The sequence below is a fragment of the Vibrio sp. TRT 2004 genome (assembly GCF_050113735.1).
Taxonomy (GTDB): domain Bacteria; phylum Pseudomonadota; class Gammaproteobacteria; order Enterobacterales; family Vibrionaceae; genus Vibrio.
In genome coordinates this window covers 1-24,961 of record NZ_JBNJOH010000055.1, presented here as the reverse complement: position 1 = coordinate 24,961, position 24,961 = coordinate 1, and the positions used below count along the sequence as shown (strand labels likewise).

The following is a 24,961-nucleotide window of genomic DNA, read 5'->3' as shown; positions in this document are numbered from 1 at the left end:
TGGTAGTGGTTGCTCATGATGGCGTAAGCGCAGATGTCAATGCAGTAAAGTTGCGAGAGCGCCATCATTTTTCGCTTTACCCACGCTCTGCGATGCTCATAATTTTGTTGAGTGATAGGGTCAGTCCCACACAGGAAGCTACGCCTGACGCAGCGAGAGACGCAATGATAATAAGGTGTGGCATCAACACAGATCTGTTGTTTTCTCGCAGTTGTCATTTTTACGCCCCTTTAGTGAGTTATCCAGTGAGGTTAAGAATGCCAACAACAATCGGCAACCCGTATGAATAGAACCTTTGGCGTAAGTATCAACAACTCACTCTTATTTCATCCTTTATGGCGTGTGTCCTTTTTACTTTTATTATGGCGTGTGTCCTTTTTACTGTCCTTTTTTACCTATGCTTTTTACCTAGTTTCGTCTGACATCGTTAAAAATTTCACAAGACAATTTATAGTTGTGTTGCCTTGCTATTTTTTGAGAAAAGAATAATTGTGGTAATTCATAGATGACTAACAATCCGAGAATTAGAAGTGCACTCGTGTGACCTAGAACAAGACCAGCAATGCTTACTAATAGCAGTGTTAACTCCAATGCAAATAATGAATACTTGCCTAGATAGCAGTGATGAAAACCACCGAGGAAAAACCAATTCAATGTGGCATAGGTGTCGGGGTCTTTGAGTTTTTTGGACTGGCGATGATAGAATTCTTTTTTCTGAGCGTCAGGTAACGAGTTCACCTGTTTTCTTAATAGTTCTTCGTTTTCTTCTAGCTTCTCAATGGGTTCAAACAAGCGCATTACGGCACCTCATCATATTTTTTTTCAATGAGGTCAGGTTGGTTACAACGCTTAATCCTCGCCAAACCAAGCTTCCAACCTTTTATTGCCCCATACTTCGTAATACATTGTTTTGTGTATTCAGAGCAAGTAGGCTCAAAATTACATTCAATGTTCAAAAGCTGCTTTGATCCACCGCTAGCTTGGTAGCGATGAATCAATTTCAATGAGATGTACTTAAGCAAGCTTAGCGACCCAGAGTAATGATCACAGCTTCTCGTTTCCAAAACAGCATAAAACGTTTCTGTTCAACGATTTGGAACACTACTTGCCAGCCCTCTTGTGCATATTTGTTAAGCTCCGCTTCCATCTTCTGTACAGGTAAACCGCTAGCCCCAAGTAAGACTGTACCACAACCACCTTCAACAATATGAACCACTTTATATTCTGTAAATTTTGTCATTTTATAGCCAACTAATTGAATAAAAACAGAATGTTACAATAACGCAGAAAATGCATCAAGGTGAATATTAAAAATATTCCCCACGAAACAACGTTAACAAACGTTAAAGGGACACACGCGTTAAAGAGACGTTAACAAACGTTAAAGGGACACACGCGTTAAAGAGACGTGGTAATGGGACACACACCATCTATAGGACACACCATCTATAAAAAGACCCCCAATGTTTTTAGTCAACAATTGGGGGTCATAACAAGTTTATAGTATTCGGGTCACTTAGAGTTTAAAGCGCTGGATTTCTTGCTCAAGTTCGTTAGACAACTCAGATAGTTGAGCCGCTTGAGATGCTGCATCGTGCGCTTCGTCAGCGAGTTCGTTAGAAACATCGCGGATACCGACAGTATTACGAGTAATTTCAGACGTCACAGAAGCTTGCTCTTCCGCAGCAGAAGCGATTTGAGTCGCCATATCGCTGATACGTTCAACCGCCGTTTGAATTTGTGTCAAACTCACCGCAGCAGAGTCTGCATCACTTACACTGGTATCGGCTAGTTGGCGACTGTCGCCCATAATACCGACGGCTTTACCTGTCGTGTTTTGCAGAGTTTCAATCATTTGCTGAATCTCTTTGGTCGACGCATGTGTACGCTGGCTCAGCACTCGAACTTCATCGGCAACCACCGCAAAACCACGACCTTGTTCACCAGCACGCGCCGCTTCGATTGCTGCGTTCAATGCTAATAAGTTGGTTTGTTCTGCAATGTCTTGAATCGTCGACAAGATGGTACTGATGCTGTGTCCGTGTTGCTCCAATTCTTGAATGACTTCTGTCGCTACACTCACTTCTGTGGCTAGATTTTGAATAGAGCCTTGAGTTTGAACGACTTGCTCGCCACCGTGGATACAAGCTGTTACAGCCTCGCTAGAGTTTTGCGCTGTATGATCTGCATTACCAGCGATCTCTTGGGTTGCGGCTGCCATCTCATTGATCGCGGTCGCGACCATGTTGATTTCATCTTGTTGTAGTCGGATACGAGCACTGCGTTCTTCAGCTTGCATCGCCGTCTGCTTAGACTGTTCTGAAAGTGAAGCAGAAACCACGCTTAGCTTAGATACCATCGCATGCATGTTTCCAACAAAGATGTTGAAGTTATTTGCTAACTGCCCCACTTCATCATCGCTGCGTGGTTCAAGACGTTGAGTCAAGTCGCCTTCACCCGACGCGATCTCTTCTAGCGCTTTTGAAACACGCACCAAATCGTTGAACAAGTAACTAACTAGCCATGAAACAAGTACAATCACAATTAAGGTGATAACCACAGCCGTGATGATCAAACTTTGTAGCAGCTCAGCCAGTGCCGCTTCTTCCGTTGCACGGTCCATCTCAATCGCAAAGATCCACTGAGTGCCTGGCACCTTAGTAAAGAAGTAGAGCTTCTCTTGACCGTTACGCTCAAATGTTGCTACTGAACCTGTATTGGCATGCTTTTCGATCTCACGCAAAGTTAGTTGTTTAGAAAGAGTGTTCGTTGGCTTTAAAGAGAGTGATTTGTCAGGGTGAGCTAAGAATGTGCCATCTTGAGCATCAATCAACATTGCGTATGCGTTCTTGCCGGCATCCAAGTTGATGACGTCATTAATTAACTGGTCGATAAGTACATCAGCACCAACCACTCCAACAAACTGTCCATTGGCACGAATTGGTTCAGCGATTGTTACTAGTAACGCATTGGTGATTGCGTCGGTGTAGGCTGTGGTAATGATCTGTTTGCCCGCATTACTCGCATCGATATACCAAGGACGAACGCGTGGGTCGTAATCTGCACGATTACGTTCAGGGTGTGAGCGGTACATCCCACCTTCTGGCGTACCAAGGAAAATGTCATCAAAACCGCCTGCTTTGCGTGCTTGCTGCAGGAACGGAACCACATCGGCTTCACGGCTGTAGTCGTTGAATGCACTGGCAATATCTTTACGGATCGATATCCAGTCCGAAACGCCTACAGATGCCGCATTTGCTAAGCTTGTTGCACGTGCATTGACACCATTACGTGTTTGTTTTGATAGTTGTTCGGCGGATAGCCACGTCAAAGCGCTTGCCATCAGCACAACGGCGATTAAACTCGCGCCGATGAGTTTTTGTTTTAAGGATAGTTTCATGGTTTCTATACAATTAGTGGAACAGACAGGAAGGGGATTTTATCGGCAATTTCTTACATTTGCACCAATTAATGACAGTATCTTGACTTAAGATAACGTATTGTTATCCCGATATTTTAATAAACGTATGACGGTGTTTTTTGCGCATGTCATCACCACAGCACTCTATACCCACTTTTGACATCAATTTGTCAACTATTGTATGAGTAATTGATTAAACTCTGCGGCAGAAATGGGCTTGGAAAAAAGGTAGCCCTGATACTGATGACATTTTTCCCGACGCAGTAATTCGAGTTGCTCGTCGACTTCTACCCCTTCGGCAATCACCGTTTTGTTTAGGTTGTGTCCCATTTGGATTATGGTTCGAACAATCATATGGTCGGTGACGTCTTCTACGCAGTCATCAATAAATGACTTGTCGATCTTGACCACATCGATAGGTAGATGTTTTAGATAGTTCAATGAAGAATACGCCACCCCAAAATCATCAATGGCTATCGTGACCCCTAGGTCTTGAAGTTTTTTACAAGTCTGAGCAACTTGGGAATGCTTATCCATCATTGCGGTTTCGGTGATTTCAATCTGCAAACAATTGGCTGGCAACTTGTGTTTCTCTAGCTGTTCCATGATGTAAGGAAAGATATCGTCATGAGCAAACTGAACGCTGGAAACATTGATAGAAATAGGAATCCGCGAGCCCTTATCGAGCCAAGCCTTAGCCTGAATAATGGCTCGTTCGAAAACCCATCGGCCGATTGGGATGATTTGCGCGGTTCGCTCCGCAACACCAATAAAATCATTGGGTGCCACAAGCCCTAAATCTGGATGCTGCCAGCGGATCAAGGCTTCCGCACCGACGATCTTATTGCTTTCTAAGTCGACTTTTGGCTGATAGACAAGGAACAATTGCTGGTTATCAATCGCGCCTTTGAGTTCTATTTCAATCTGATGCGCACGAATCGTCTCATCCATCAATTCATCATCGTACCATTGGACACGAATCGATTCGTTCTGCTTGCCTCGAGCAACAGCCGCATCGACGTTTTTACCCCATACTTTGATGTTATTTTGCGCATCACTTAGCAGAGCACATCCTCCTCTGTATCTCAGTCTGTGCGAAGTATTGTGGATCTTACACACTGTGTCATGATGCGCCTCAAGTCGATCGATAAGTTTATTCACTTCATCGAGTTCGCCATTCTGGCAGGCAACCAAGATAATCAGTTCATCACCGCCTAAGCGAAATAGTTTTCCGTGTCCACCTACAAGTCTTTTAATGTGGCAAGCGAATTGATACAGCAGTTCATCACCATAACCGTAGCCCAAATCGTCATTCACTTTCTTTAAGTTGTTCAAGCCGACCTGAATCGCTGCATAGTCCATCTGATCACTGGCACTAAGGTCACTCACCGCTTGGAAAAAGGACTTACGATTAGGCAGATTGGTCAAATAGTCAGTCAAACTTGCCCGCTTATACAACCGTGATTGCTTTTTCGCTTTTTGCTGATAGAAGGTCATCACTGTGGCGAATATCGTAATAAAGAGTACTTCAATTGCATCTTCGACGAACTCGTCAAACTCTTCAGTAGGAAGATCAATAAGGTAGCTGCCTATCAGCCCAAGTCCCACCGCGATTGGCCACAGTGAACCTGGAAACAAGATGATGTAGCAGAGGGGTAAGACAAGTAAGCTTTCTTCAATGGCATCCATCTCTAAAGGTTCGATAATCGAACCTCCGAAGATCAAGAATAAAGAGACCAAACTTGCAATAATTTTAAGTCGCCTATGAGGTGAAAAGTAAGCGACTAACATAGCAATAGGAAACGCAGTGTAAAGCAGACGAATAGACTTATGTTCAGAGATAAGTGTATAGGTTATTAGGGCAACAGAAATAAAGAAAAAAGCCGTTACACCATATTGGACTATTCGATTGAAATGCTTCAATTGCACTCAACCCTCCTTACTAAAAATGCCTGCAAATAAGCCTATAAATGACCAAGAAGCATACAGTATGCACAATCATTAAATAGAACGCAATACCATTAAATGATTATACTACTAACCTAAAGCATAGTCGAAAATGTTCCTATGACCTCTATCACCTTAAATAAAAAGACAAAAAAAATGCCAGACTTTCGTCTGGCATTTCTCATTTATTAGATTATTACTTTAGCTTAGGCTTCAGTATCATCACTTTTTTGGTCTGCCTCAGGTGCTTCTGATGATACAGTTTGTTCACCTTCAACACCCTCTTCACCTTCTGGAAGTTCAGCTTCTTCAACTTCGTCAATTCGCTGTAGACCAACAACGCTTTCATCAGCTGAAGTACGGATGAGCGTGACACCTTGAGTGTTACGACCCACTTGGCTTACTTCCGCTACGCGTGTACGAACCAAGGTTCCAGCGTCGGTGATCATCATCATCTCGTCGCCTTCCTCTACCTGAACCGCACCAACCACAGGGCCGTTACGTTCAGAAACCTTGATTGAAACTACACCTTGTGTTGCGCGTCCTTTGATTGGGTACTCTGCAAGTTCAGTACGCTTACCAAAACCGTTTTGAGTCACAGTCAGGATGTCACCCTCGTTAGAAGGAACAATTAGCGATACTACTTGATCGTCATCGGCCAGTTTCATACCACGAACACCTGCCGCTGTACGTCCCATTGCACGTACTTTATCTTCACTAAAGCGAACAACTTTACCTGCTTTAGAGAACAGCATGATGTCACTTTGACCGTCTGTAATGTCAACACCGATCAGAGAGTCATCTTCACGTAGATTAACCGCAATCAGACCGTTTGAACGAACGTTTGCAAACTGATCCAGTGACGTTTTCTTAACAGTACCGTCGCCAGTCGCCATAAAGATAAACTTATCGGCACTGAACTCAGAGACTGGCAGAATCGCGGTAATACGCTCACCTTCTTCCAGTGGAAGAATGTTGACGATTGGTTTACCACGTGCAGTACGACTTGCTAGCGGTAGTTGGTACACTTTCAGGCGATATGTCTTACCGCGAGTAGAGAAACATAGGATGTTGTCGTGGGTATTCGCCACTAGAAGACGTTCAATGTAGTCTTCTTCTTTCATCTTAGTTGCGCTCTTACCTTTACCACCACGACGCTGAGCTTCGTAGTCACTTAGGATCTGGTACTTAACGTAACCCTCGTGAGAAAGTGTTACCACAACGTCTTCACGTGCAATCAGCTCTTCCATGTCAATATCATGGCTCGCTGCAGTGATTTCAGTACGACGAACATCACCAAATGCATCACGAACTGATTCTAGTTCTTCACGAATCACTTCCATCAAACGTTCTGTGCTTGCAAGAATGTGCATTAACTCAGCAATTTCTTCTAGAAGCCCCTTGTATTCATCAAGGATTTTCTCGTGCTCAAGACCAGTAAGCTTGTGTAGACGTAGATCTAGAATAGCTTGTGCTTGAGTTTCGGTCAGGAAGTACTGACCATCGCGAATACCGTATTGTGGTTCTAGCCAATCTGGACGTGCAGCATCAGTACCCGCGCGTTCTAGCATAGCTGCAACATTGCCTAGATCCCAACCACGAGCGATTAAACCTGCTTTAGCTTCTGCTGGTGTCGGAGCATTGCGGATCAATTCAATGATTTCATCGATATTCGCAAGTGCAAGTGCTAAACCTTCGAGGATATGAGCACGGTCGCGAGCTTTACGCAGTTCGTAAATAGTACGACGCGTAACAACTTCACGACGGTGATCGACGAAGCACTTCAGCATATCTTTTAGGTTGAACAGTTGTGGCTGACCGTTGTTCAGCGCAACCATGTTGATGCCGAAAGTTGTCTGCAATTGAGTTTGTGCGTAAAGGTTGTTTAAAACCACTTCGCCTACTGCATCGCGCTTACATTCGATAACAATACGCATACCGTCTTTATCTGACTCGTCGCGCAGTGCACTAATGCCTTCTACTTTCTTGTCTTTTACTAGCTCTGCAATCTTTTCAATCAGGCGAGCTTTGTTCACCTGATACGGGATCTCAGTAACAATGATGGTCTCTTTACCATTCTTGTCCGCTTCGATTTCCGCTTTAGAACGCATGTAGATTTTGCCGCGACCAGTCTTGTATGCATCAACAATACCTTTACGACCGCTGATTAACGCAGCTGTTGGGAAATCTGGACCAGGAATGTAATCCATCAATTCATCAATAGTGATCTGTTCATTATTGATGTATGCAAGACAGCCATCAATCACTTCACCAAGGTTATGTGGTGGGATGTTGGTTGCCATACCTACCGCGATACCAGAAGCACCGTTTACCAGCAGGTTAGGAATTTTTGTAGGTAAAACAGCTGGAATTTGCTCAGTACCATCGTAGTTTGGTACGTAGTCCACTGTTTCTTTATCTAGGTCAGCGAGAAGTTCATGGGCGATTTTCGCCATGCGAACTTCGGTATAACGCATTGCCGCCGCTGAGTCACCATCGATCGAACCGAAGTTACCTTGACCGTCGACTAGCATGTAGCGTAGCGAAAACGGCTGAGCCATACGTACGATAGTATCGTACACAGCAATATCACCATGTGGGTGATATTTACCGATTACGTCGCCAACAACACGGGCAGATTTTTTATATGGTTTATTCCAATCGTTACCTAGTACATTCATCGCGAACAATACGCGGCGGTGTACAGGCTTTAGGCCATCACGCACATCTGGTAGAGCACGACCAACGATAACTGACATCGCATAGTCTAGGTATGAACCTCGAAGCTCATCTTCAATGTTTACGGGCGTGATCTCTTTCGCTAGATCGCTCATAGAGCCATTATCCCTCTATTTGTAGATCGTATGTACAATACGCTTAAGGTGCAAAAATATAACATACATTTCAGTGGTTCGGCATTACTTTCCCTCTCCTTTTATCAGGTTGTGAGGTTGGTTGTGAATCAAACGTCGAGAAATTGCACACTGATCTTATATCTTGCTGATTAGTGGCTACATTTTGTTCAATAGTCGATAAAAGTGCCCCCTCCTTGTGGAGTGTTATCATTTAAAGGGTATAATGCCCCATTCAAGGAAGCTGGTTAATTAATAGAGTTGTTATGACCCAATCACAAAACGTCGATCCAAATGAAATTAAGAAGTTTGAGGATATGGCCTCACGCTGGTGGGATTTGGAGGGCGAATTTAAGCCACTGCACCAAATCAACCCATTACGTTTAGACTATGTTCTTGACAAGGCTGACGGCTTATTTGGAAAAACCGTCCTCGATGTCGGTTGTGGCGGCGGTATTCTTGCTGAAAGCATGGCAAAGCAAGGTGCCGTGGTGACTGGTCTAGATATGGGTAAAGAGCCCCTTGAAGTTGCTCGCCTTCATGCCCTTGAAACAGGAATTAAGCTCACTTACATCCAGAGTACCATCGAAGATCACGCTGTCGACAATGCAGGTAAGTACGATGTTGTGACCTGTATGGAGATGCTAGAACATGTTCCTGATCCTCAGTCAGTCATTCGCTCATGTGCAGCACTTGTAAAGCCTGGTGGTCATGTTTTCTTCTCTACTCTCAACCGTAACGTTAAGTCGTATCTGTTTGCGATTGTGGGTGCAGAGAAGCTGCTTAAAATCGTTCCTGAAGGAACTCATGACCACGAGAAGTTTATTCGTCCCGCTGAACTGATTAAGATGGTCGATCACACCGATTTGACCGAAATGGCGATAACTGGTCTGCACTACAACCCTCTTACCGACACCTATAAACTAGGTCGAAATGTTGACGTGAACTACATCGTCCACACTCAAAAGTTTTAGCAAATTTCACCTGATTAAAGACAAGGTTATGTTTAAGGCGGTAGCACAAGCTCACCGCCTTTTTTAGTTCTTTTTTAACCTATTTTTGTCGATCTGATTCCAATTTAATCAACTCAATAATCGCACTCAAAATTGAGTAAAGATCAAGGGATTTTTTTTTGTTTATGGTTACTTCTAAACCGATCCTCAAAGTGCAGTTTTACACAATCTTTGCTGCTCTAACTTCATCGGTTAGTAGACACTTACTGTTTTTTTCATTTTTGTTAGTTATCCACAAGTCATCCAAGATCTGCAACTTGAAATACAGTGGGGATAGCACTATCTTGTAATCCGCACCTCGGTGCACCCCTATATGTTGTGTTTGTACTACAATATATAGATAGACTTTGATCACAAAGCCGGAACGAATTTTACAAGAATTACACAAAAATCCGGCTTTAATCAGTTTTGTTAGGGAAATGAAGCAGAATGAACCAACAACTTACCGTTACAAAGCGTAACGGACGCAAAGAAAGTATTGATCTTGAAAAGATCCATCGCGTTATTACCTGGGCTGCAGAAGGTCTAGATAACGTCTCTGTATCTCAAGTAGAACTGCGCGCTCACATTCAGTTCTATGACGGTATTACAACCTCTGATATTCATGAAACTATCATCAAATCAGCGGCTGACTTAATCTCAGAAGAGACGCCTGACTACCAATACCTTGCTGCTCGATTAGCTGTATTCCACCTGCGTAAAAAAGCGTACGGTCAGTATGAGCCACCAACGTTGTATGATCATGTATCTCATCTTGTTGAAATGGGCAAATACGACAAGCACATTCTGGTAGACTACACCAAAGCAGAGCTGGATGAGCTAGATGATTACCTAGACCACAAACGTGACCTAGACTTTTCATACGCTGCTGTTAAACAGCTAGAAGGTAAGTACTTTGTACAGAACCGCGTATCAGGTCAGATCTACGAAAGTGCTCAGTTCCTATACATTCTTGTTGCGGCTTGTTTGTTTGCTAAGTATCCAAAAGAGACTCGTCTTGATTACATCAAGCGTTTCTACGATGCGACTTCAACATTCAAAATTTCTCTACCTACACCAATTATGTCTGGTGTACGTACTCCTACTCGTCAGTTCAGTTCATGTGTACTGATCGAGTGTGGTGATAGCTTAGATTCTATCAATGCGACAGCAAGCTCTATCGTTCGTTACGTATCACAACGTGCTGGTATCGGTATCAACGCAGGTCGTATCCGCGCTCTAGGTTCAGAGATCCGTGGTGGCGAAGCATTCCACACTGGTTGTATCCCGTTCTACAAGTATTTTCAAACTGCGGTGAAATGTTGTTCTCAGGGCGGCGTTCGTGGCGGTGCAGCGACCGTATTTTACCCACTATGGCACGGTGAATCTCAAGCACTTATGGTCCTGAAAAATAACCGTGGTGTAGAAGAAAACCGTGTTCGTCATATGGACTACGGCGTTCAGTTGAACCGTTTGATGTACCAACGTCTGGTTGAGGGTGGCAACATCACGCTATTCTCGCCTTCTGACGTTCCTGGACTTTACGACGCGTTCTTCCAGAACCAAGATGAGTTCGAGCGCCTATACGTTCAATATGAAAATGATCCGTCAATCAAAAAAGAGACCGTTAAAGCAATTGAGATGTTCTCTATCTTGATGCAAGAGCGTGCCTCTACAGGTCGTATCTACATTCAGAACGTTGACCACTGTAATACTCACAGCCCATTTGACGCTGAAGTTGCACCAGTCCGTCAGTCTAACCTGTGTCTTGAGATTGCACTGCCGACCAAACCGTTAACCAACGTTGAAGATGACTCTGGCGAAATCGCACTGTGTACTCTGTCTGCATTTAACTTGGGTTCAATTAAGTCGCTCGACGATTTTGAAGAGCTGTCAGATCTTGTAGTTCGCGCTCTTGACGCACTGCTTGATTACCAAGACTACCCTCTTCCAGCGGCGTACAAATCTACTATGAACCGTCGTACTCTAGGTGTGGGCGTTATCAACTACGCATACTACCTTGCTAAGAATGGCGTGAAATACTCTGATGGCAGCGCAAACGGCCTAACTCACCGTACATTTGAAGCGATTCAATACTACTTGTTGAAAGCATCAGTAGCACTAGCAAAAGAGCAAGGTAAGTGTCCTCTATTCGAAGAGACAAACTACGCGAAAGGTCTACTTCCTATCGACACTTACAAGAAAGACGTGGATAAGATCTGTGATGAGCCGCTGCACTATGACTGGGATGGCCTACGCCAAGAGATCATGACACATGGTCTGCGTAACTCTACCTTAACTGCGTTGATGCCTTCTGAGACCTCTTCTCAGATTTCTAACGCGACTAACGGCATTGAGCCGCCACGTGGCTACGTATCAGTAAAAGCGTCTAAAGATGGTATCTTGAAGCAAGTTGTTCCCGAGTTCACTGAGTACAAAAACAACTACGAGCTACTGTGGAACATTGGTTCGAACGAAGGTTACTTGCACCTAGTTGGTATCATGCAGAAGTTTGTTGACCAAGCTATCTCTGCAAACACTAACTACGACCCAACGCGTTTCGAAAGCGGTAAAGTACCAATGAAGAAACTGCTGCAAGATCTTCTTACTGCGTATAAGTTCGGTGTTAAGACGCTTTACTACCATAACACACGTGATGGTGCGAGCGACGACCAGAAGGACGCTGTACAACCACAAGATGACGATTGCGCAGGCGGCGGTTGTAAGATTTAATCCCTGGCCCACTTTCAGTGGCTAAGGCATAACAAATTATTCGCCCCTCTTGTAACGAGGGGCATAAAAGGAATTGAGGCATCATGGCTTACAGTACTTTTAACCGAAACAAAAATGACCAGCTAAAAGAACCAATGTTCTTAGGTCAGTCAGTAAACGTAGCGCGCTACGACCAACAGAAATTTGAGATTTTCGAAAAGCTGATTGAAAAGCAGCTTTCATTTTTCTGGCGTCCAGAAGAAGTTGACGTATCTAGCGACCGTATCGATTACAACAAGCTACCAGAGCATGAAAAACACATTTTCATCTCTAACCTAAAATACCAAACCTTGCTTGATTCTATTCAAGGTCGTAGCCCAAACGTTGCACTACTTCCTCTTGTTTCACTACCAGAAGTAGAAACGTGGATCGAGACTTGGTCTTTCTCTGAAACGATTCACTCTCGCTCATACACGCACATCATTCGTAACATCGTGAACGATCCTGGTTTGGTGTTTGACGATATCGTAGAGAACGAGCATATCCTAAAACGTGCTGAAGACATTTCTCACTACTACGATGATCTGATTAAGATGACCAATGACTACCACCGCTATGGCGAAGGTACTCATCAGGTTAACGGTGAAGAGATCACCATTAAACTGCATGACCTGAAGAAGAAACTATATCTGTGTCTAATGTCGGTTAATGCATTAGAAGCCATTCGTTTCTACGTAAGTTTTGCTTGTTCATTCGCATTTGCTGAACGTGAGCTTATGGAAGGTAACGCTAAAATCATCAAGCTAATTGCTCGTGATGAAGCACTTCACTTAACCGGTACGCAGCATATGATCAACCTACTGCGCAACGGTCAGGATGACTTCTCATTCATGCAAATCGCTGAAGAGTGTAAGCAAGAGTGTTTCGATCTGTTCAAAGCAGCAGCAGAGCAAGAGAAAGAGTGGGCGGAATACCTATTCAAAGATGGCTCGATGATCGGTCTGAACAAAGACATTCTTTGCCAATACGTTGAATACATCACCAACATCCGTATGCAGGCAGTCGGTCTTGATGCAGCTTACCCTGAAGCGACATCTAACCCGATTCCTTGGATCAATGCATGGTTATCTTCAGACAACGTGCAGGTTGCGCCGCAAGAAGCAGAAATCTCATCTTACCTTGTCGGTCAGATCGACAGTGATGTTCGCGCGGACGACTTCAAGGACTTTGAACTGTAATGCCCAATATCAAAATTAACGGCCTCACTGCTATCCAGTCTCACCCATCAAATACCATTTTGGAAACGATGGAGAACGCTGGGTTAGAGCCAGAATATAACTGTCGAGATGGTCATTGTGGCGCTTGCCGCTGCACCCTGGTTTCTGGAGAAGTGGAATACGTTGGTTTTGCAATGGCTTACACGCAAGAGAAAGAGATTTTGCCGTGCATCTGTAAAGCGAAGTCAGACATCGAGATTGAGGGTGTCAACTACGTACTAAAAGAGAAGCGTGCATAACAACTTGCACTGTTCTAACCACAAACGGCCGATATCATTATGATGTCGGCCATTTTATTTTGTGTTCTTCAGCTTAACGGATTAACCTTTTGTTACAAGAAGACTCGTCTCATCCATTAGTCGTAAATTTTCTGGATTTAGTCGTAGGAATAAGGTCTGATCACAGCGTTTAGAAAAACATATTCCATTACATCTCTAACTCGCTGTGTCAGTCACAAAACCCTACCACTCACTGATCAGAAGCCAAAATTCTATTCTCTAGACCTTTTGAATGACAACGCCAATGTGAATAACTATTCACCAAAATATTGAAGTGAAAACTAAACTAATTTTGTGGTTGTACCTGAGATTTAAGCTCGCGACAAAAACTGATCGGCTGTCACCATAGAGACAGACTTGTCTGCAATCTCCCTGCCATCGTCATCGAACAACGATAGGTGATAGCCAAGGCTATCTTCGCCTCGCTTCTCTTTTGGAGCTTGCAGCCATAATGAGATCATATCTTGACGACCATCCCTAACCGCCTCACCCAAAAGGACTTTTTGGCTTGCAACCTGATACCACACAATGATTTTTGATTGACCAAACATGCGAACCTCCTTGAACAGTTTGCAAATCGAATAGTCAGTTTAAAGGTTATTGTGAAGAATGCACGTTGCAAAAGTAAGACAAGTTTCTGTTCTATTGAAAATCATCGCGTTAAGCATTATATGATTTTTGCATAAGAAAATAATATGAGACGACACGAGTAATAAGAAACATATTCATTCACTTATTACAGAACAGCAGTCTGAGCCAGTTTGACAAAACTGGCTCGCTCTTCTAGCTGAATAACTATGCTTTGAGGACGCTTCGTGGAACGAACATTTCCTTTTCTCTAGTTAGAGAACTGTAGGAAACGAACATCGGCTTAGCGCTTAGGTAACGACGTAACATATCAGCCGCCACTGTGGTGATAACGAGAACTTGCTCATCGCGACTGTAATTACGATTCAAGGTCAAGGTTTGCCCCCACTCCCCCTCCGGTGCCGCAATCGCCACGGAAAAGGTTTTGTCGGATACCTTACCTGTCACAATCGCCAGATCCGTTGCACATTTATCTTTGGTCGCCCCTGCAAGGGCAAAGGCCGCCGCCAATGGATCATCATTCGAATCTCCAACAGCAACACGCTCACCTAACACCCAACCATGACCACAGTATTGGGCTGCTTCGGAGTCTGAGTGCAAACATTGAGACAACGCACCAAAGGTTGACTGCTCAGCGGTCGATATCGAGTACTGTTTCTCTTGAATGAGGAAAGCAAGATGTTCTGGCATCGACTCATCGACACTCACGACATTACTTTCAATCAAGTTGAAAATGATTTGTAGCAGCTTGACGCGATTATCCAAATCGTTCTTTGGACCAAACAGTTTCACTTCGATGTATGGAAGGTATGAACGATAGCCAAGCGTGTACCCTTGAGGCAACTGAACTTTATCAAGTTTATCGGACAGCGCAGACTCTGAGGTGCCAAATGTGTAGAGTTTACTGCACTCGAGACCCGCAATATCGGGATGAACTTGCTTCATATCCGGTAGGATCTGTTGTTCGACCATTAACTTGAATTCACTCGGTACCCCAGGAGTGAAATAAAAATCACAGTTATTGAAAGTAACTTTGAACCCGCAAGCCGTTCCAATCGGGTTATCGAGTAGAACGGAATCTTTTGGCAACATGGCTTGTTTGCGATTGCTTTCTGGCATAGTGACACCACGAGCAGCAAAAAAACGCTCTAGTTTTTCCAACCATTCAGGATACAGCACCAACTCTGTTTCGGCGGCTTCTGCGGCTGCCTGAGCACTTAAATCATCGCTAGTTGGCCCCAAACCACCGTTTACAATGACAATGTCGCTATTGAAACTGAGCATCATAAGCTCTTCCACTAGCGCAGACATTTCATCGCCAACCGTTGAACGCTTGGTCAGACTGTAACCATTTTCGAAAAATCGACGTGACAACCACGCAGCATTGGAATCAACAATCTCTCCGTGAAGAACTTCTTCCCCAGTGCTTAGCATTGCGATTTTTAACATCATTTATCCTTTGTGGGAAACCTCTCACGTTCGTGAGTTTAACTTATAAATACTATTCTCATAGTCCTAAAATCGAACCAATTACTTATTTAGGACAATTACGGGTTTCTATTCCGCTAAGTTTATAAGATAATTGTGAACCTGATCATTAAAATAATAACGATGGAGTTTTCTGTGTTCAAAAAAAGCATTGCTGCTTTAATGTTGTCAGCGTCTGCTTGCGCCAACGCTAATGTTTATGAATCAAATCAACACATTGAGTTTTCGTATACAGTAGATCAAGCTGAGACCGACACGTTCTACAATCACTCCTATCAATATCAATCTAAAGATCCTTATTGGTTAAGTTTGACCGAAAATGATCTCAAACTTGAAGATCAGGGGCTGCCAAAGTATCTCACGCCTTCAAGCGAAAAAGATTGGGACTACCTTATGGGTCAGACTTACACCATCTTAGGTTTGAGCGTTGCAACTGTCGGCTTGATGACACTACTTCCAGAATCTATCACAAAGTGGGATGAAGAAGATCGTGACTTAAGTGGCCTTGGTAAAAAATGGAAAGATAACGTCACTGATGGCCCAGTTTGGGACCGTGATGAACATTTCCTCAACTACATCATGCACCCATATTTTGGTGGTGTTTACTACACCGCAGCTCGCCATGCTGGATTCAATGAATTTGAGTCGTTCCTTTACTCTGCCACTATGTCGACATTCTTCTGGGAATACGGCGTCGAGGCCTTCGCAGAGATCCCGTCATGGCAAGATATCTTCATTACTCCGTTCTTTGGTGCGGTTGTCGGTGAAATGATGTTCGAAGCAGAACAAGATATCGTAGCTTCTGGTGGCGAAGTCATGGGTTCTGAAACCATGGGTGGCATTACCCTATTCTTCCTCAACCCTGTTGGCCATATTCATGGCTGGGTCAGTGACACATGGGGCGGCAGCGCTGAGTTCCAGTACAGCAGCAAACCTTGGTTTGGTAACCAAGATGCAGCTAAGTTCGCCATGGATGCGGGTGCGAGCTACGATGATGTTTTCTACGGCGTAGAAATGAAAATCACCTTCTAAATACATCTCAATCCTATGAAAAAGCGACGTCTCTACGTCGCTTTTTTTGTGCTCGCTACGTGATATTGGTAATGCCAACAATAGATTAGGTTTAAAAGTTGACCCAAGTCAAACCTAACATTTGCCACAATCCTAAACTGAATTTAGGCAGTCATCCTCCTATAGGTTTGGACCGATGAATCTTGCCTGTATCAACGCTAGGAGGCCCACTATGCAAAGCACATTTATCGTTAATTTCGTCGGTAAAGCAACACCTGCGACAATTAAGCAGTTAGCCGCAATCACCCATGAGAATGGTGGTAAGTGGTTAATCAGCAAAGTTAATTTTATTGAGGATCAGGTTGCTGCGGTAATAAAAGTTGAGCTGCCTACTGAGAATGCCGAGGTGGTCAAAGATGCTTTCAATGGTCACCCAGATTTACTGGTACAAATCACGGAATCCGATCAGGCCAATCATCACGTTGATACCATCTACCAATTAAGACTCGATTCCAACGATCGAGCGGGTATTGTCAATGAGATCACTCATGTACTTGATGGTCAAGGTATTAATATTCTAGATATGGATTGTCAGCGCGTATTTATCGCTGGTGGTGGCGGTGTCAGTTCAAGTCTATTTACCGCAAATATGGCAATAAGATTACCAAAAGAGCTCGACATCAAAGATGTCGCTAATGAACTGGAGTCTCTCAGTGAAGATACTCGCGTCTTAGTTGAAAGCTAAGGCAGTTTGTTAAAAAAAGAGAGCGCCAATGTCGCTCTCTTTTTCGTTGCTAGTCGAAGTCAGTCAATCTTATTTCACTGACCATTGAGACAATGAACGTTTAAAGTCTGAGTAGTCGAACTCGTTCAGCTTTTCGATCGAACCATTAGAGCGTTCACAGTAAACCGAAGGCATACGAAGCCCGTTAAACCAGTTGAGTTTAACCATGGTATAACCTGCACTGTCCAAAATGTGCAGACGCTGACCAATCTTTAGTGGTTGTTCGAAGTTAGCAACACAGAATTGGTCGCCAGCCAGACAAGAACAAGAACCAATTACGTACTCGTGCTCACCGTTCTCTGATGCTTCAAGAATCGATGCTGGCTCATTGTAAATAAGCGTATCCAAACGGTGTGCTTCTGTCGCCGAATCAACAATAGCCGTTTTCTTTACGTTCTCAACAATATCAACCACAGTCACAACAAGATCAGTGGTTTTAGTGATGATTGCTTCACCCGGCTCTAGATACATTTGAACGCCGTGTTTTTGCGCAAACGCCTTTAGCGCCAAACCTAGTTTTTCGATATCGTAGCCAGGCCAAGTGAAGAACACACCACCACCCATGCTTACCCAATCAAGTTTGTCGAGGTATTCGCCAAACTGCTTTGAGATAGCATCAAGCAAGCCGATAAATGCGTCCACATCTTTGTTCTCACAGTTCATGTGGAACATCACGCCATCAATTTCGTCAAAAATTTGCGGTTCAATGTGATCGGCTTGAACACCTAAGCGCGAAAACTGACGCGCAGGGTTAGCAAGGTCTTGTCCTGCATAGCTCACACCTGGATTCAAACGTAATCCTAGTGATGCTTTGCCCTCAACAATGTGACGGTAGGCTGCCAACTGGCTTTGAGAGTTGAAGATCATCTTGTCACAGATATCCGCAACTTCACGTACGTCTTCTTCACTGTATCCGACGCTATAAGCGTGTGTTTCGCCACCAAATGTTTCGTAGCCAAGCTTAACCTCAAATGGGCCAGAGCTTGTTGTACCATCAAGATACGGCTTAATGATGTCAAACACCCCCCAAGTTGAGAAACATTTCAGCGCCAGCACCAGCTTAACACCTGAAATCTCTTTAAGCTGTTTCGCTTTCTCGAGGTTTTCAACCAACTTATCTTCATTGATCATAAAGTAAGGGGTTTTAAGTTCGTTATGTTGCATTCTAATACCTTGAGTAGGTTCACTCTAAAATCGAATAAAGCCGATGCAAAGCATCGGCTTAAATTTTATCTGTCAGTCGTTCAGGCCGATTACTTCAGCTTATGGATAACAGGCTGACCAACTTCCAGCTCCTGAACATGCCAATCTAGGCCGATTTCTGGCATTGTTTCTAGGAACGGATCTGGGTCAAGCTGTTCCATGTTGAACACGCCTTTGTCCGCCCACTTACCGCGGAAGAATTGAAGCGCAGCAGTGATTGCAGGAACACCCGTTGTGTAAGAAATCGCTTGGTGTTCTACATCTTCATATGCAACTTCATGGTCCGCATTGTTGTAGATGAAGACACTGCGCTCTTTGCCGTCTTTCTTACCCTGAACCCAAGTACCGATACAGGTTTTACCTGTGTAACCCGGTGCAAGGGAAGTAGGGTCTGGCAGTAGTGCTTTTAGAACATGAAGAGGCTGTACAACAGTTCCGTCATGCAGTGTTAATGGCTCTGGACTCAGTAGACCAATATCACGCATACAGTTGAAGTAGTTTAGGTATCTGTCACCAAAGCCCATCCAGAACTCAATACGTTTTGCAGGAATGAACTCTTGCATTGAACGAACTTCGTCGTGCGCCATTGAGTAAACTTTATGCTTACCTACAAGTGGGAAGTCAAATTCAAGCATACGTGAGTGACACGGTACTTGCTTCCACTCTTCGTTTTCCCAGTAGAATGAGTCGCCTTGGATTTCAAGCATGTTTGTTTCTGGGTCAAAGTTTGTCGCAAACTTCTTACCATGGTCACCTGCGTTTACGTCCATCACATCAATCGTGTCGATTTCATCGAACAGATGCTTAACCGCATACGCTGCAAATACTGATACCACACCTGGATCGAAACCTGCGCCAAGAATACCTGTGATACCCGCTTGTTCGAACTTCTCACGGTAACCCCATTGCCAGTCGTACGCTTGAGGAACTTGCTGACCTTCTGAGCACAAGTCTACAGCAACTGAGGTATCTAGGTAGCTAACTTTAGTTTGGTAACATGCTTCCATAATCTTGATGTTGACCCACGGAGGACCAGCGTTGATAACAAGATCAGGTTTAACGTCGTTGATCAGTGCAACCAACGCATCCACGTCATCTGCGTTCACTGCGCGAGATTCTAGCTTTTTAGAAGGATCTTTGAGGTTGTTCTTCTTTTGAATAGACTCAATGATTTTTTCACATTTACCGACTGTGCGCGAAGCGATGGTAATATCACCTAGAACATCGTTATTTTGTGCCGCTTTGTGAGCAACAACCCATCCGACACCACCTGCACCAATTTGTAGAATAGCCATAGTATTTGTTACCTTTATTTTGCTAGCTCAATCGCCAGTGTATTGATTTTGTTCAGTAAAGATTCGAAGTCAGAAATCTTTAAACATGGATTTAAAATTGTAAACTTCAGTGCCGATTTACCATCAACCATAGTCTCACCTAGCACCGCTATTCCGCGGACTAAAGCCTCTAGTCTTACGACTTTATTCAGCTCATCGAGATCAGTGGCGTTTGGATTCACCGCACGGAACAGCACCGTAGAAAGAGAAGGCTGAGCCAGTAACTCAAACCCTTCATGTACGTCAACAAGTTCAGCAACACGCTGAGTTTGTTCAATAACGTGATCGTACATTTCTCCCAGGGTATCTGGACCGACACTCTGCATTGTCATGAACACTTTTAACGCATCAAAACGCTTGGTCGTCGCGATTGACTTATCGACCAGATTCGGTAGCTCATCATGTTCGCGATTCAGATAATCAGCATGGTGAAGCAGGAATCGGAAGTTAGCTTTGTCTTTAAGGAGAATCGCACCACAACTGATTGTTTGATAGAACAACTTGTGGAAATCAACGCTAACAGAATCTGCACGCTCAATACCCGCTAGACGGTCTTTGTGGCTGCTTAAGATCAGCGCACCACCATAAGCACTGTCAACGTGGAACCACATCTGGTTTTGCTGTGCGAGATCGGCAATTGCCGCTAGGTCATCAATGGCGCCATGATCGGTTGTCCCCGCTGTACCCACGACCGCGAAAGGAATCAGGCCTTGACCCAGCAGAGCCTCAACTTCTGCCTGTAACGCTGCCACTTTCATCGTGCCATTTGGATTGGCATCAACGCAGCATACCGCGCCTTCACCGAGCCCAAGCAGAGATGCGGACTTCTGTACTGTGAAGTGAGACTTTTTCGAACACAGAATGCGAAGCTTTGAGGCGTAATCAGGTAAGCCTTGCTTTTGCACTGAGTGAGAGTTCAGTCTATCCGCTACCCAGTCACGCGCTAGCAACAAACCCATTAAGTTACTTTGCGTACCACCACTAGTGAATACACCGTCTGCTTTTGAACCTAGGTCATACTTGCTGCACATCCAGTCTACGACTTTTTGCTCAACATAAGTGGCTGCTGACGATTGATCCCAAGAATCCATTGATTGGTTTAGCGCCGCGATCATCGCTTCCGCGATTACCGATGGCATCAATGGTGGCGTATGTAGATGAGCAATACAGTCTGGATGCTGAACAATGATTGAGTTTTTCGCGACTAATTCCGCCGTTTCACCAATAATGTCTGCAAGTGGCGCGTTTCTGTTATCTAGGTCAACAGCGTTGATCGCTTGCTCCAATAGCTTTGGTTCTAGACCAGAGTATGGCGCGTCAACTTGTTCAAACACGGCTTTCATCGCTGAAGTCGCGTGGTTCATCATTTTGGCAAACTCACGACCGCCTGCTTCACCAGTTTGGATAAAGTGCTGTTTCCAGCTCTCATTCGCCTGCTCAGGGGACACTGGGTTGCCGCCAGCAACAAGAATCGCTTCTTCAATCACACGTAACGCAAAATCGATTTGCTCGAAAGAGATAATCAGAGGAGGAAGGAAACGGATAACCGAACCGTCACGCCCACCTTTTTCTACCATCAGACCACGCTCTAGCGCTGCACGCTGAATCTTCAGTGTCAGTTGACCATCAGATACCGGCTCACCGAATTTATTCAGTTCACTGCCTGGCTTACGGATCTCAACACCTAGCATCAAGCCTTTGCCACGCACTTCTGCGATACAATCTACTCGCTTTTGAATGCCTTCAAGACCAAGACGCAGATATTGACCTGCGATGTTGGCATGCTCAACTAAGTTATCACGTTGGATAATTTCTAGTGCTTTGGCACCCGATACCATCGCAAGTTGGTTACCGCGGAAAGTCCCTGTGTGTTCACCTGGTTTCCATGTGTCGTGCTGCTTGTTAATAACCAGCAACGACATAGGCATACCGCCACCAATCGCCTTTGATAAACACAGTACATCAGGAATGATACCCGCTTCTTCAAACGCGAAGTTGTAGCCAGTTTTACCAACACCACACTGAATTTCGTCAAAAATTAGTAGGATACCGTGTTCATCACAGATACGACGTAACTCACGTAACCAAAAAGCAGGCGCAGGAATGACCCCACCCTCACCCTGCACTGGTTCTACAATGATGGCGGCTGGCTTCATAATGCCCGCTTCATCATCGTTTAGCAGACGTTCGATATACCGGATACTTGCTTTAGCGCCTTCATCACCACCCAATCCAAAGGGACAGCGTAGGCTGTAAGGGAAAGGCATAAAGTGAACATCAGACATCAAACCGGTACGACGAGCCTTGGTACCCAAGTTACCCATCATGCCCATGGTTCCGTTAGTCATACCATGGTATGCACCTCGGAAAGCGAACATGGTATTACGACCAGTAGTCTGCTTAGCTAATTTGATCGCAGCTTCAACGGCGTCAGCGCCTGAAGGACCACAAAACTGAATAACACAGTTGTCGCCTAATTGCTGAGGAAGAAAGTGCTTAACACTCTTAATGAATTTTGTTTTGGCTTCCGTTGCAATATCAAGAGTCTGATATGGCAAACCGCTGTCGAGTTCATCCTTAAGTGCTTGGTTGATCTCTGGATGGTTATAGCCCAATGCCAACGTACCAGCACCAGCCAAACAGTCTAGAAATAGCTGTCCGCGGGTATCTTCAACAAGCACACCGTGGGCTTGCTTGATTGCGATAGGTAGACGACGAGGGTAAGAGCGTACGGCAGATTCGTGCTGCTCTTGATCAATCAGTACTTGGTCTGGCGTCAAATCGTAGATGCCATCCAATACTGGAATTTGTGTAGAAAAAGGGGTTGCGATATCGGTGTTCATCACTGCGTTATCGACTTCAAAGGCTGTGCTCATGATCTAATCCCTTGAAATGTAATTATCCCTCAGCAGAACAATGTCTGAATTGAGGGTAAAGCAAGCCGTTCCGCGATCGAAATAAATAACGCGTACGACAATTCGCTCCATCATTACGATGGACTACATAGAAGAAAATTTAGATCAAGGTTCAGTAATGCAACTGTCTTGTAAAACAGGGCATTGTGGTAGAACTAAGCTGATTAGTGTAGTTTTGTTTAGTGGATTCAATGTTGGGTTTCCCATTCACATGTCTTCAGCGACATAAGTATCCCGTCTATCGACAAAAGGGTTTGTCGATACCTACCCTACGTGATGTTCACTCAGCCCGAATGCCATCACGCGTATCCCCCAGAATATCGAATTACGACTCATCTCCGAGATTGCCGCGAAAATTAACATAATTCGAATTCATCTGGCAATATTTTTTGACCTGCACTTTTGAAATAATGACCCAATTATCAAAAAGGCCAACCGTTTGGCTGGCCATTTTATTGGTTAATTATGCTGCATCTGTTTTCAATACTTGAGCCAATAATTCCAACTCATTGGTGATCGCATTGTTCTCGATGAAACCTGCCTCTTCAAAGGCTGTGGTCATTCCCTCTAACACTATGGTTTGCTCTCGTCCCTCATCTGACACGGTCATAACAATGTCATCACCGTCTATTTCAGTGCTGATGGAATCGATAAGATCACCCAGCAGTACGCTGTCATCTTGTTCCAAAATACCGCGTAAATCGATCAAATCACTACCGAGCTCAAAGTTGTCAACAACATCGGTTCCGTTATCTAAGGTACCATCGAGCCAAGTGAACACGTTGTCCTCGCTATCACCGAGCATCATTTGATTACCCAAATCGGCATTCATTTCATCTCCTTGAGCTGCGGAAAGCACTTCATACTCTAGAGATTGCGATACATCAATGGTCACGGTTGATTCGTTACTCACTGCTAAATCTGAATCGACAGCCACATAGTCAAAAGTGATGTCTTCAGTGATATCTTGTGTACCTGACAAGTAACGTAACTCCCAGTTGCCCCCTGTCGAACTTAGTTCCATCTGAACAATTGGGTTATCTGGAGAGGAGTAACTAAATTCGTAAAGAATTTGCTCGTTACCCACGTCACCCTCATCTTTATGGTATTGCTCTACATGAGTCGTACCATCGGCAAACGTATATGTAACCTCGACATAGACATTACTGTTGGCGACAAATGAGCCCCCCATACCATCTAAGCCAAAGGTCACCACACCGAGAGGGTTGTTGCTAAGATCAACGATTAATTTTTCCTCTTTATTCATACCACTACCATCGGTATCACCGATACCCCAACCAACATGGGCAGGGCCGCCGGTGTATTGTTTGAGCGGTTTATCGTTGTTGTCGACAATCGATATGCCAATGGTATTGCCATTCTCTAAAGTGATTAGACGTTCGGTATCACTGACCCACTCACCCCAGTTATAGAAGCCATCTTCGTCAAGAACAATATTCTCTGGGTCGCCGCTATACCCCATTTCAAATGGCTCGCCCGGTCCTGGGACAAAAGTAAAGTTGCTAGGATCAAATAACTTAGCAGGGTCAATATCATTACCTAATACGTGAAGATCTGCTTCAGTAATCACTCTGGTTTCACCAAAGTCATCGGTATAGAGCAAGGTGCCGTATTGTGGCAAAGAGGTGATCATCACGTTGAGCTCAACACCATTAAAGTCATCATCTTCATCTGAAATGTGGTCGAGTAGTTCGTCATCAGAGTCGAATATAATCGGCACAATGATCGCTTCACCCGCATCAACGTTAAAGTCTTCGGTAACTGGTAGTTCGTTAACGTTAAGCTCCGTTAGGTCAACCACGACTTCCGTAGTGAGTTCACCATCTGACGCCACCACCGTAATAGAGTGCTCGTTAGAAAGTAATTCAAAGTTATTGGTAAACGCGGCCACCCCTGCTGCGGTGAGGGAGATTTCGCCGGTAGCACTGTCGATTTCAAACAAGTCTTGGCCTGCAAGCTGAACATTCGAACTGATGCTGTAGCTCACCACATCACCCTCATCTTCATCGGTGGCGGTCACGGTACCTATCACATAGGCGTCAGAGGAATTTTCGTTGTAGGTGAACGAATAACCACCTTCAGGTTGATCAAACTCAGGGGCTTCGTTGAGATCCAACTCGGACAAATCAACGTCCACT

The 24,961-nt window shown here is 44.4% G+C and carries 18 protein-coding genes and 1 pseudogene; 6 read left to right on the top strand and 13 right to left on the bottom strand.

Annotated elements, in window-relative coordinates; all coding sequences use genetic code 11:
* From ACQEXR_RS17495 to gyrA, 7 genes and pseudogenes are all read right to left on the bottom strand, one after another.
* A pseudogene (locus tag ACQEXR_RS17495) lies at nt 1–218 on the bottom strand (transposase); the annotation flags it as partial.
* Between the two features lie 190 nt (nt 219–408).
* On the bottom strand, nt 409–798 hold the full coding sequence (locus ACQEXR_RS17490; RefSeq protein ID WP_426953360.1) for a hypothetical protein: 390 nt from the start codon (nt 796–798) through the stop codon (nt 409–411).
* Complete coding sequence (yidD, locus tag ACQEXR_RS17485) at nt 798–1,004, bottom strand: membrane protein insertion efficiency factor YidD (protein ID WP_426953359.1); 207 nt, start codon at nt 1,002–1,004, stop codon at nt 798–800. Before yidD ends, ACQEXR_RS17490 begins: the two co-directional genes overlap by 1 nt.
* 20 nt (nt 1,005–1,024) lie before the next feature.
* Nucleotides 1,025–1,240: a DUF4177 domain-containing protein gene (locus ACQEXR_RS17480; RefSeq protein ID WP_269376376.1), complete on the bottom strand. Its 216-nt coding sequence runs from the start codon at nt 1,238–1,240 to the stop codon at nt 1,025–1,027.
* A gap of 276 nt (nt 1,241–1,516) precedes the next feature.
* The gene (locus ACQEXR_RS17475) at nt 1,517–3,400 is read right to left on the bottom strand and encodes a methyl-accepting chemotaxis protein (RefSeq protein ID WP_426953357.1); all 1,884 of its coding nucleotides are present in this window, start codon (nt 3,398–3,400) and stop codon (nt 1,517–1,519) included.
* Between the two features lie 195 nt (nt 3,401–3,595).
* Complete coding sequence (locus ACQEXR_RS17470) at nt 3,596–5,350, bottom strand: putative bifunctional diguanylate cyclase/phosphodiesterase (RefSeq protein WP_426953356.1); 1,755 nt, start codon at nt 5,348–5,350, stop codon at nt 3,596–3,598.
* A gap of 224 nt (nt 5,351–5,574) precedes the next feature.
* Nucleotides 5,575–8,202 (bottom strand): DNA topoisomerase (ATP-hydrolyzing) subunit A, encoded by a 2,628-nt coding sequence (gene gyrA / locus ACQEXR_RS17465; RefSeq protein WP_426953355.1) that lies wholly within the window; start codon nt 8,200–8,202, stop codon nt 5,575–5,577.
* Between the two features lie 284 nt (nt 8,203–8,486).
* Between gyrA and ubiG the strand changes: the two genes are divergently transcribed.
* The 4 genes from ubiG to yfaE all read left to right on the top strand — a co-directional run bounded on the left by ubiG (nt 8,487) and on the right by yfaE (nt 13,440).
* Nucleotides 8,487–9,194: a bifunctional 2-polyprenyl-6-hydroxyphenol methylase/3-demethylubiquinol 3-O-methyltransferase UbiG gene (gene ubiG, locus ACQEXR_RS17460; RefSeq protein WP_331417184.1), complete on the top strand. Its 708-nt coding sequence runs from the start codon at nt 8,487–8,489 to the stop codon at nt 9,192–9,194.
* Between the two features lie 468 nt (nt 9,195–9,662).
* Nucleotides 9,663–11,945 carry a class 1a ribonucleoside-diphosphate reductase subunit alpha gene (nrdA, locus tag ACQEXR_RS17455; protein WP_269376371.1) on the top strand — a complete coding sequence of 761 codons (2,283 nt, stop codon included), beginning with the start codon at nt 9,663–9,665 and terminating at the stop codon, nt 11,943–11,945.
* 83 nt (nt 11,946–12,028) lie between these two features.
* On the top strand, nt 12,029–13,162 hold the full coding sequence (gene nrdB / locus ACQEXR_RS17450; RefSeq protein ID WP_427020831.1) for a class Ia ribonucleoside-diphosphate reductase subunit beta: 1,134 nt from the start codon (nt 12,029–12,031) through the stop codon (nt 13,160–13,162).
* A complete protein-coding gene (yfaE, locus tag ACQEXR_RS17445) occupies nt 13,162–13,440 on the top strand; it encodes a class I ribonucleotide reductase maintenance protein YfaE (protein ID WP_138971983.1) in 279 nt (92 codons plus the stop codon). The genes nrdB and yfaE overlap by 1 nt, the downstream gene beginning before the upstream one ends.
* A 350-nt stretch (nt 13,441–13,790) precedes the next feature.
* On the opposite strand, the gene ACQEXR_RS17440 is transcribed toward yfaE, so the two are convergent.
* A complete protein-coding gene (locus ACQEXR_RS17440; RefSeq protein ID WP_138971984.1) occupies nt 13,791–14,030 on the bottom strand; it encodes a 30S ribosomal protein S6 modification protein in 240 nt (79 codons plus the stop codon).
* 244 nt (nt 14,031–14,274) lie between these two features.
* A complete protein-coding gene (locus ACQEXR_RS17435) occupies nt 14,275–15,516 on the bottom strand; it encodes a CinA family nicotinamide mononucleotide deamidase-related protein (RefSeq protein ID WP_427020830.1) in 1,242 nt (413 codons plus the stop codon).
* Nucleotides 15,517–15,690: 174 nt separating this feature from the next.
* Between ACQEXR_RS17435 and ACQEXR_RS17430 the strand changes: the two genes are divergently transcribed.
* Complete coding sequence (locus tag ACQEXR_RS17430) at nt 15,691–16,587, top strand: DUF3943 domain-containing protein (protein ID WP_427020829.1); 897 nt, start codon at nt 15,691–15,693, stop codon at nt 16,585–16,587.
* Nucleotides 16,588–16,798: 211 nt separating this feature from the next.
* Nucleotides 16,799–17,311: a glycine cleavage system protein R gene (locus ACQEXR_RS17425; RefSeq protein ID WP_269376350.1), complete on the top strand. Its 513-nt coding sequence runs from the start codon at nt 16,799–16,801 to the stop codon at nt 17,309–17,311.
* Nucleotides 17,312–17,380: 69 nt separating this feature from the next.
* Here ACQEXR_RS17425 and nspC read toward each other — a convergent pair whose 3' ends face one another.
* From nspC to ACQEXR_RS17405, 4 genes are all read right to left on the bottom strand, one after another.
* Nucleotides 17,381–18,514 (bottom strand): carboxynorspermidine decarboxylase, encoded by a 1,134-nt coding sequence (gene nspC / locus ACQEXR_RS17420; protein ID WP_427020828.1) that lies wholly within the window; start codon nt 18,512–18,514, stop codon nt 17,381–17,383.
* An 89-nt stretch (nt 18,515–18,603) separates the two neighbouring features.
* Nucleotides 18,604–19,848 (bottom strand): carboxynorspermidine synthase, encoded by a 1,245-nt coding sequence (locus ACQEXR_RS17415; protein ID WP_331417177.1) that lies wholly within the window; start codon nt 19,846–19,848, stop codon nt 18,604–18,606.
* Between the two features lie 14 nt (nt 19,849–19,862).
* Nucleotides 19,863–22,763: a pyridoxal phosphate-dependent class III aminotransferase gene (locus ACQEXR_RS17410; protein WP_427020827.1), complete on the bottom strand. Its 2,901-nt coding sequence runs from the start codon at nt 22,761–22,763 to the stop codon at nt 19,863–19,865.
* Nucleotides 22,764–23,265: 502 nt separating this feature from the next.
* The coding region (locus ACQEXR_RS17405) for a cadherin repeat domain-containing protein (protein WP_427020826.1) at nt 23,266–24,961 on the bottom strand (1,696 nt) is incomplete at its 5' end.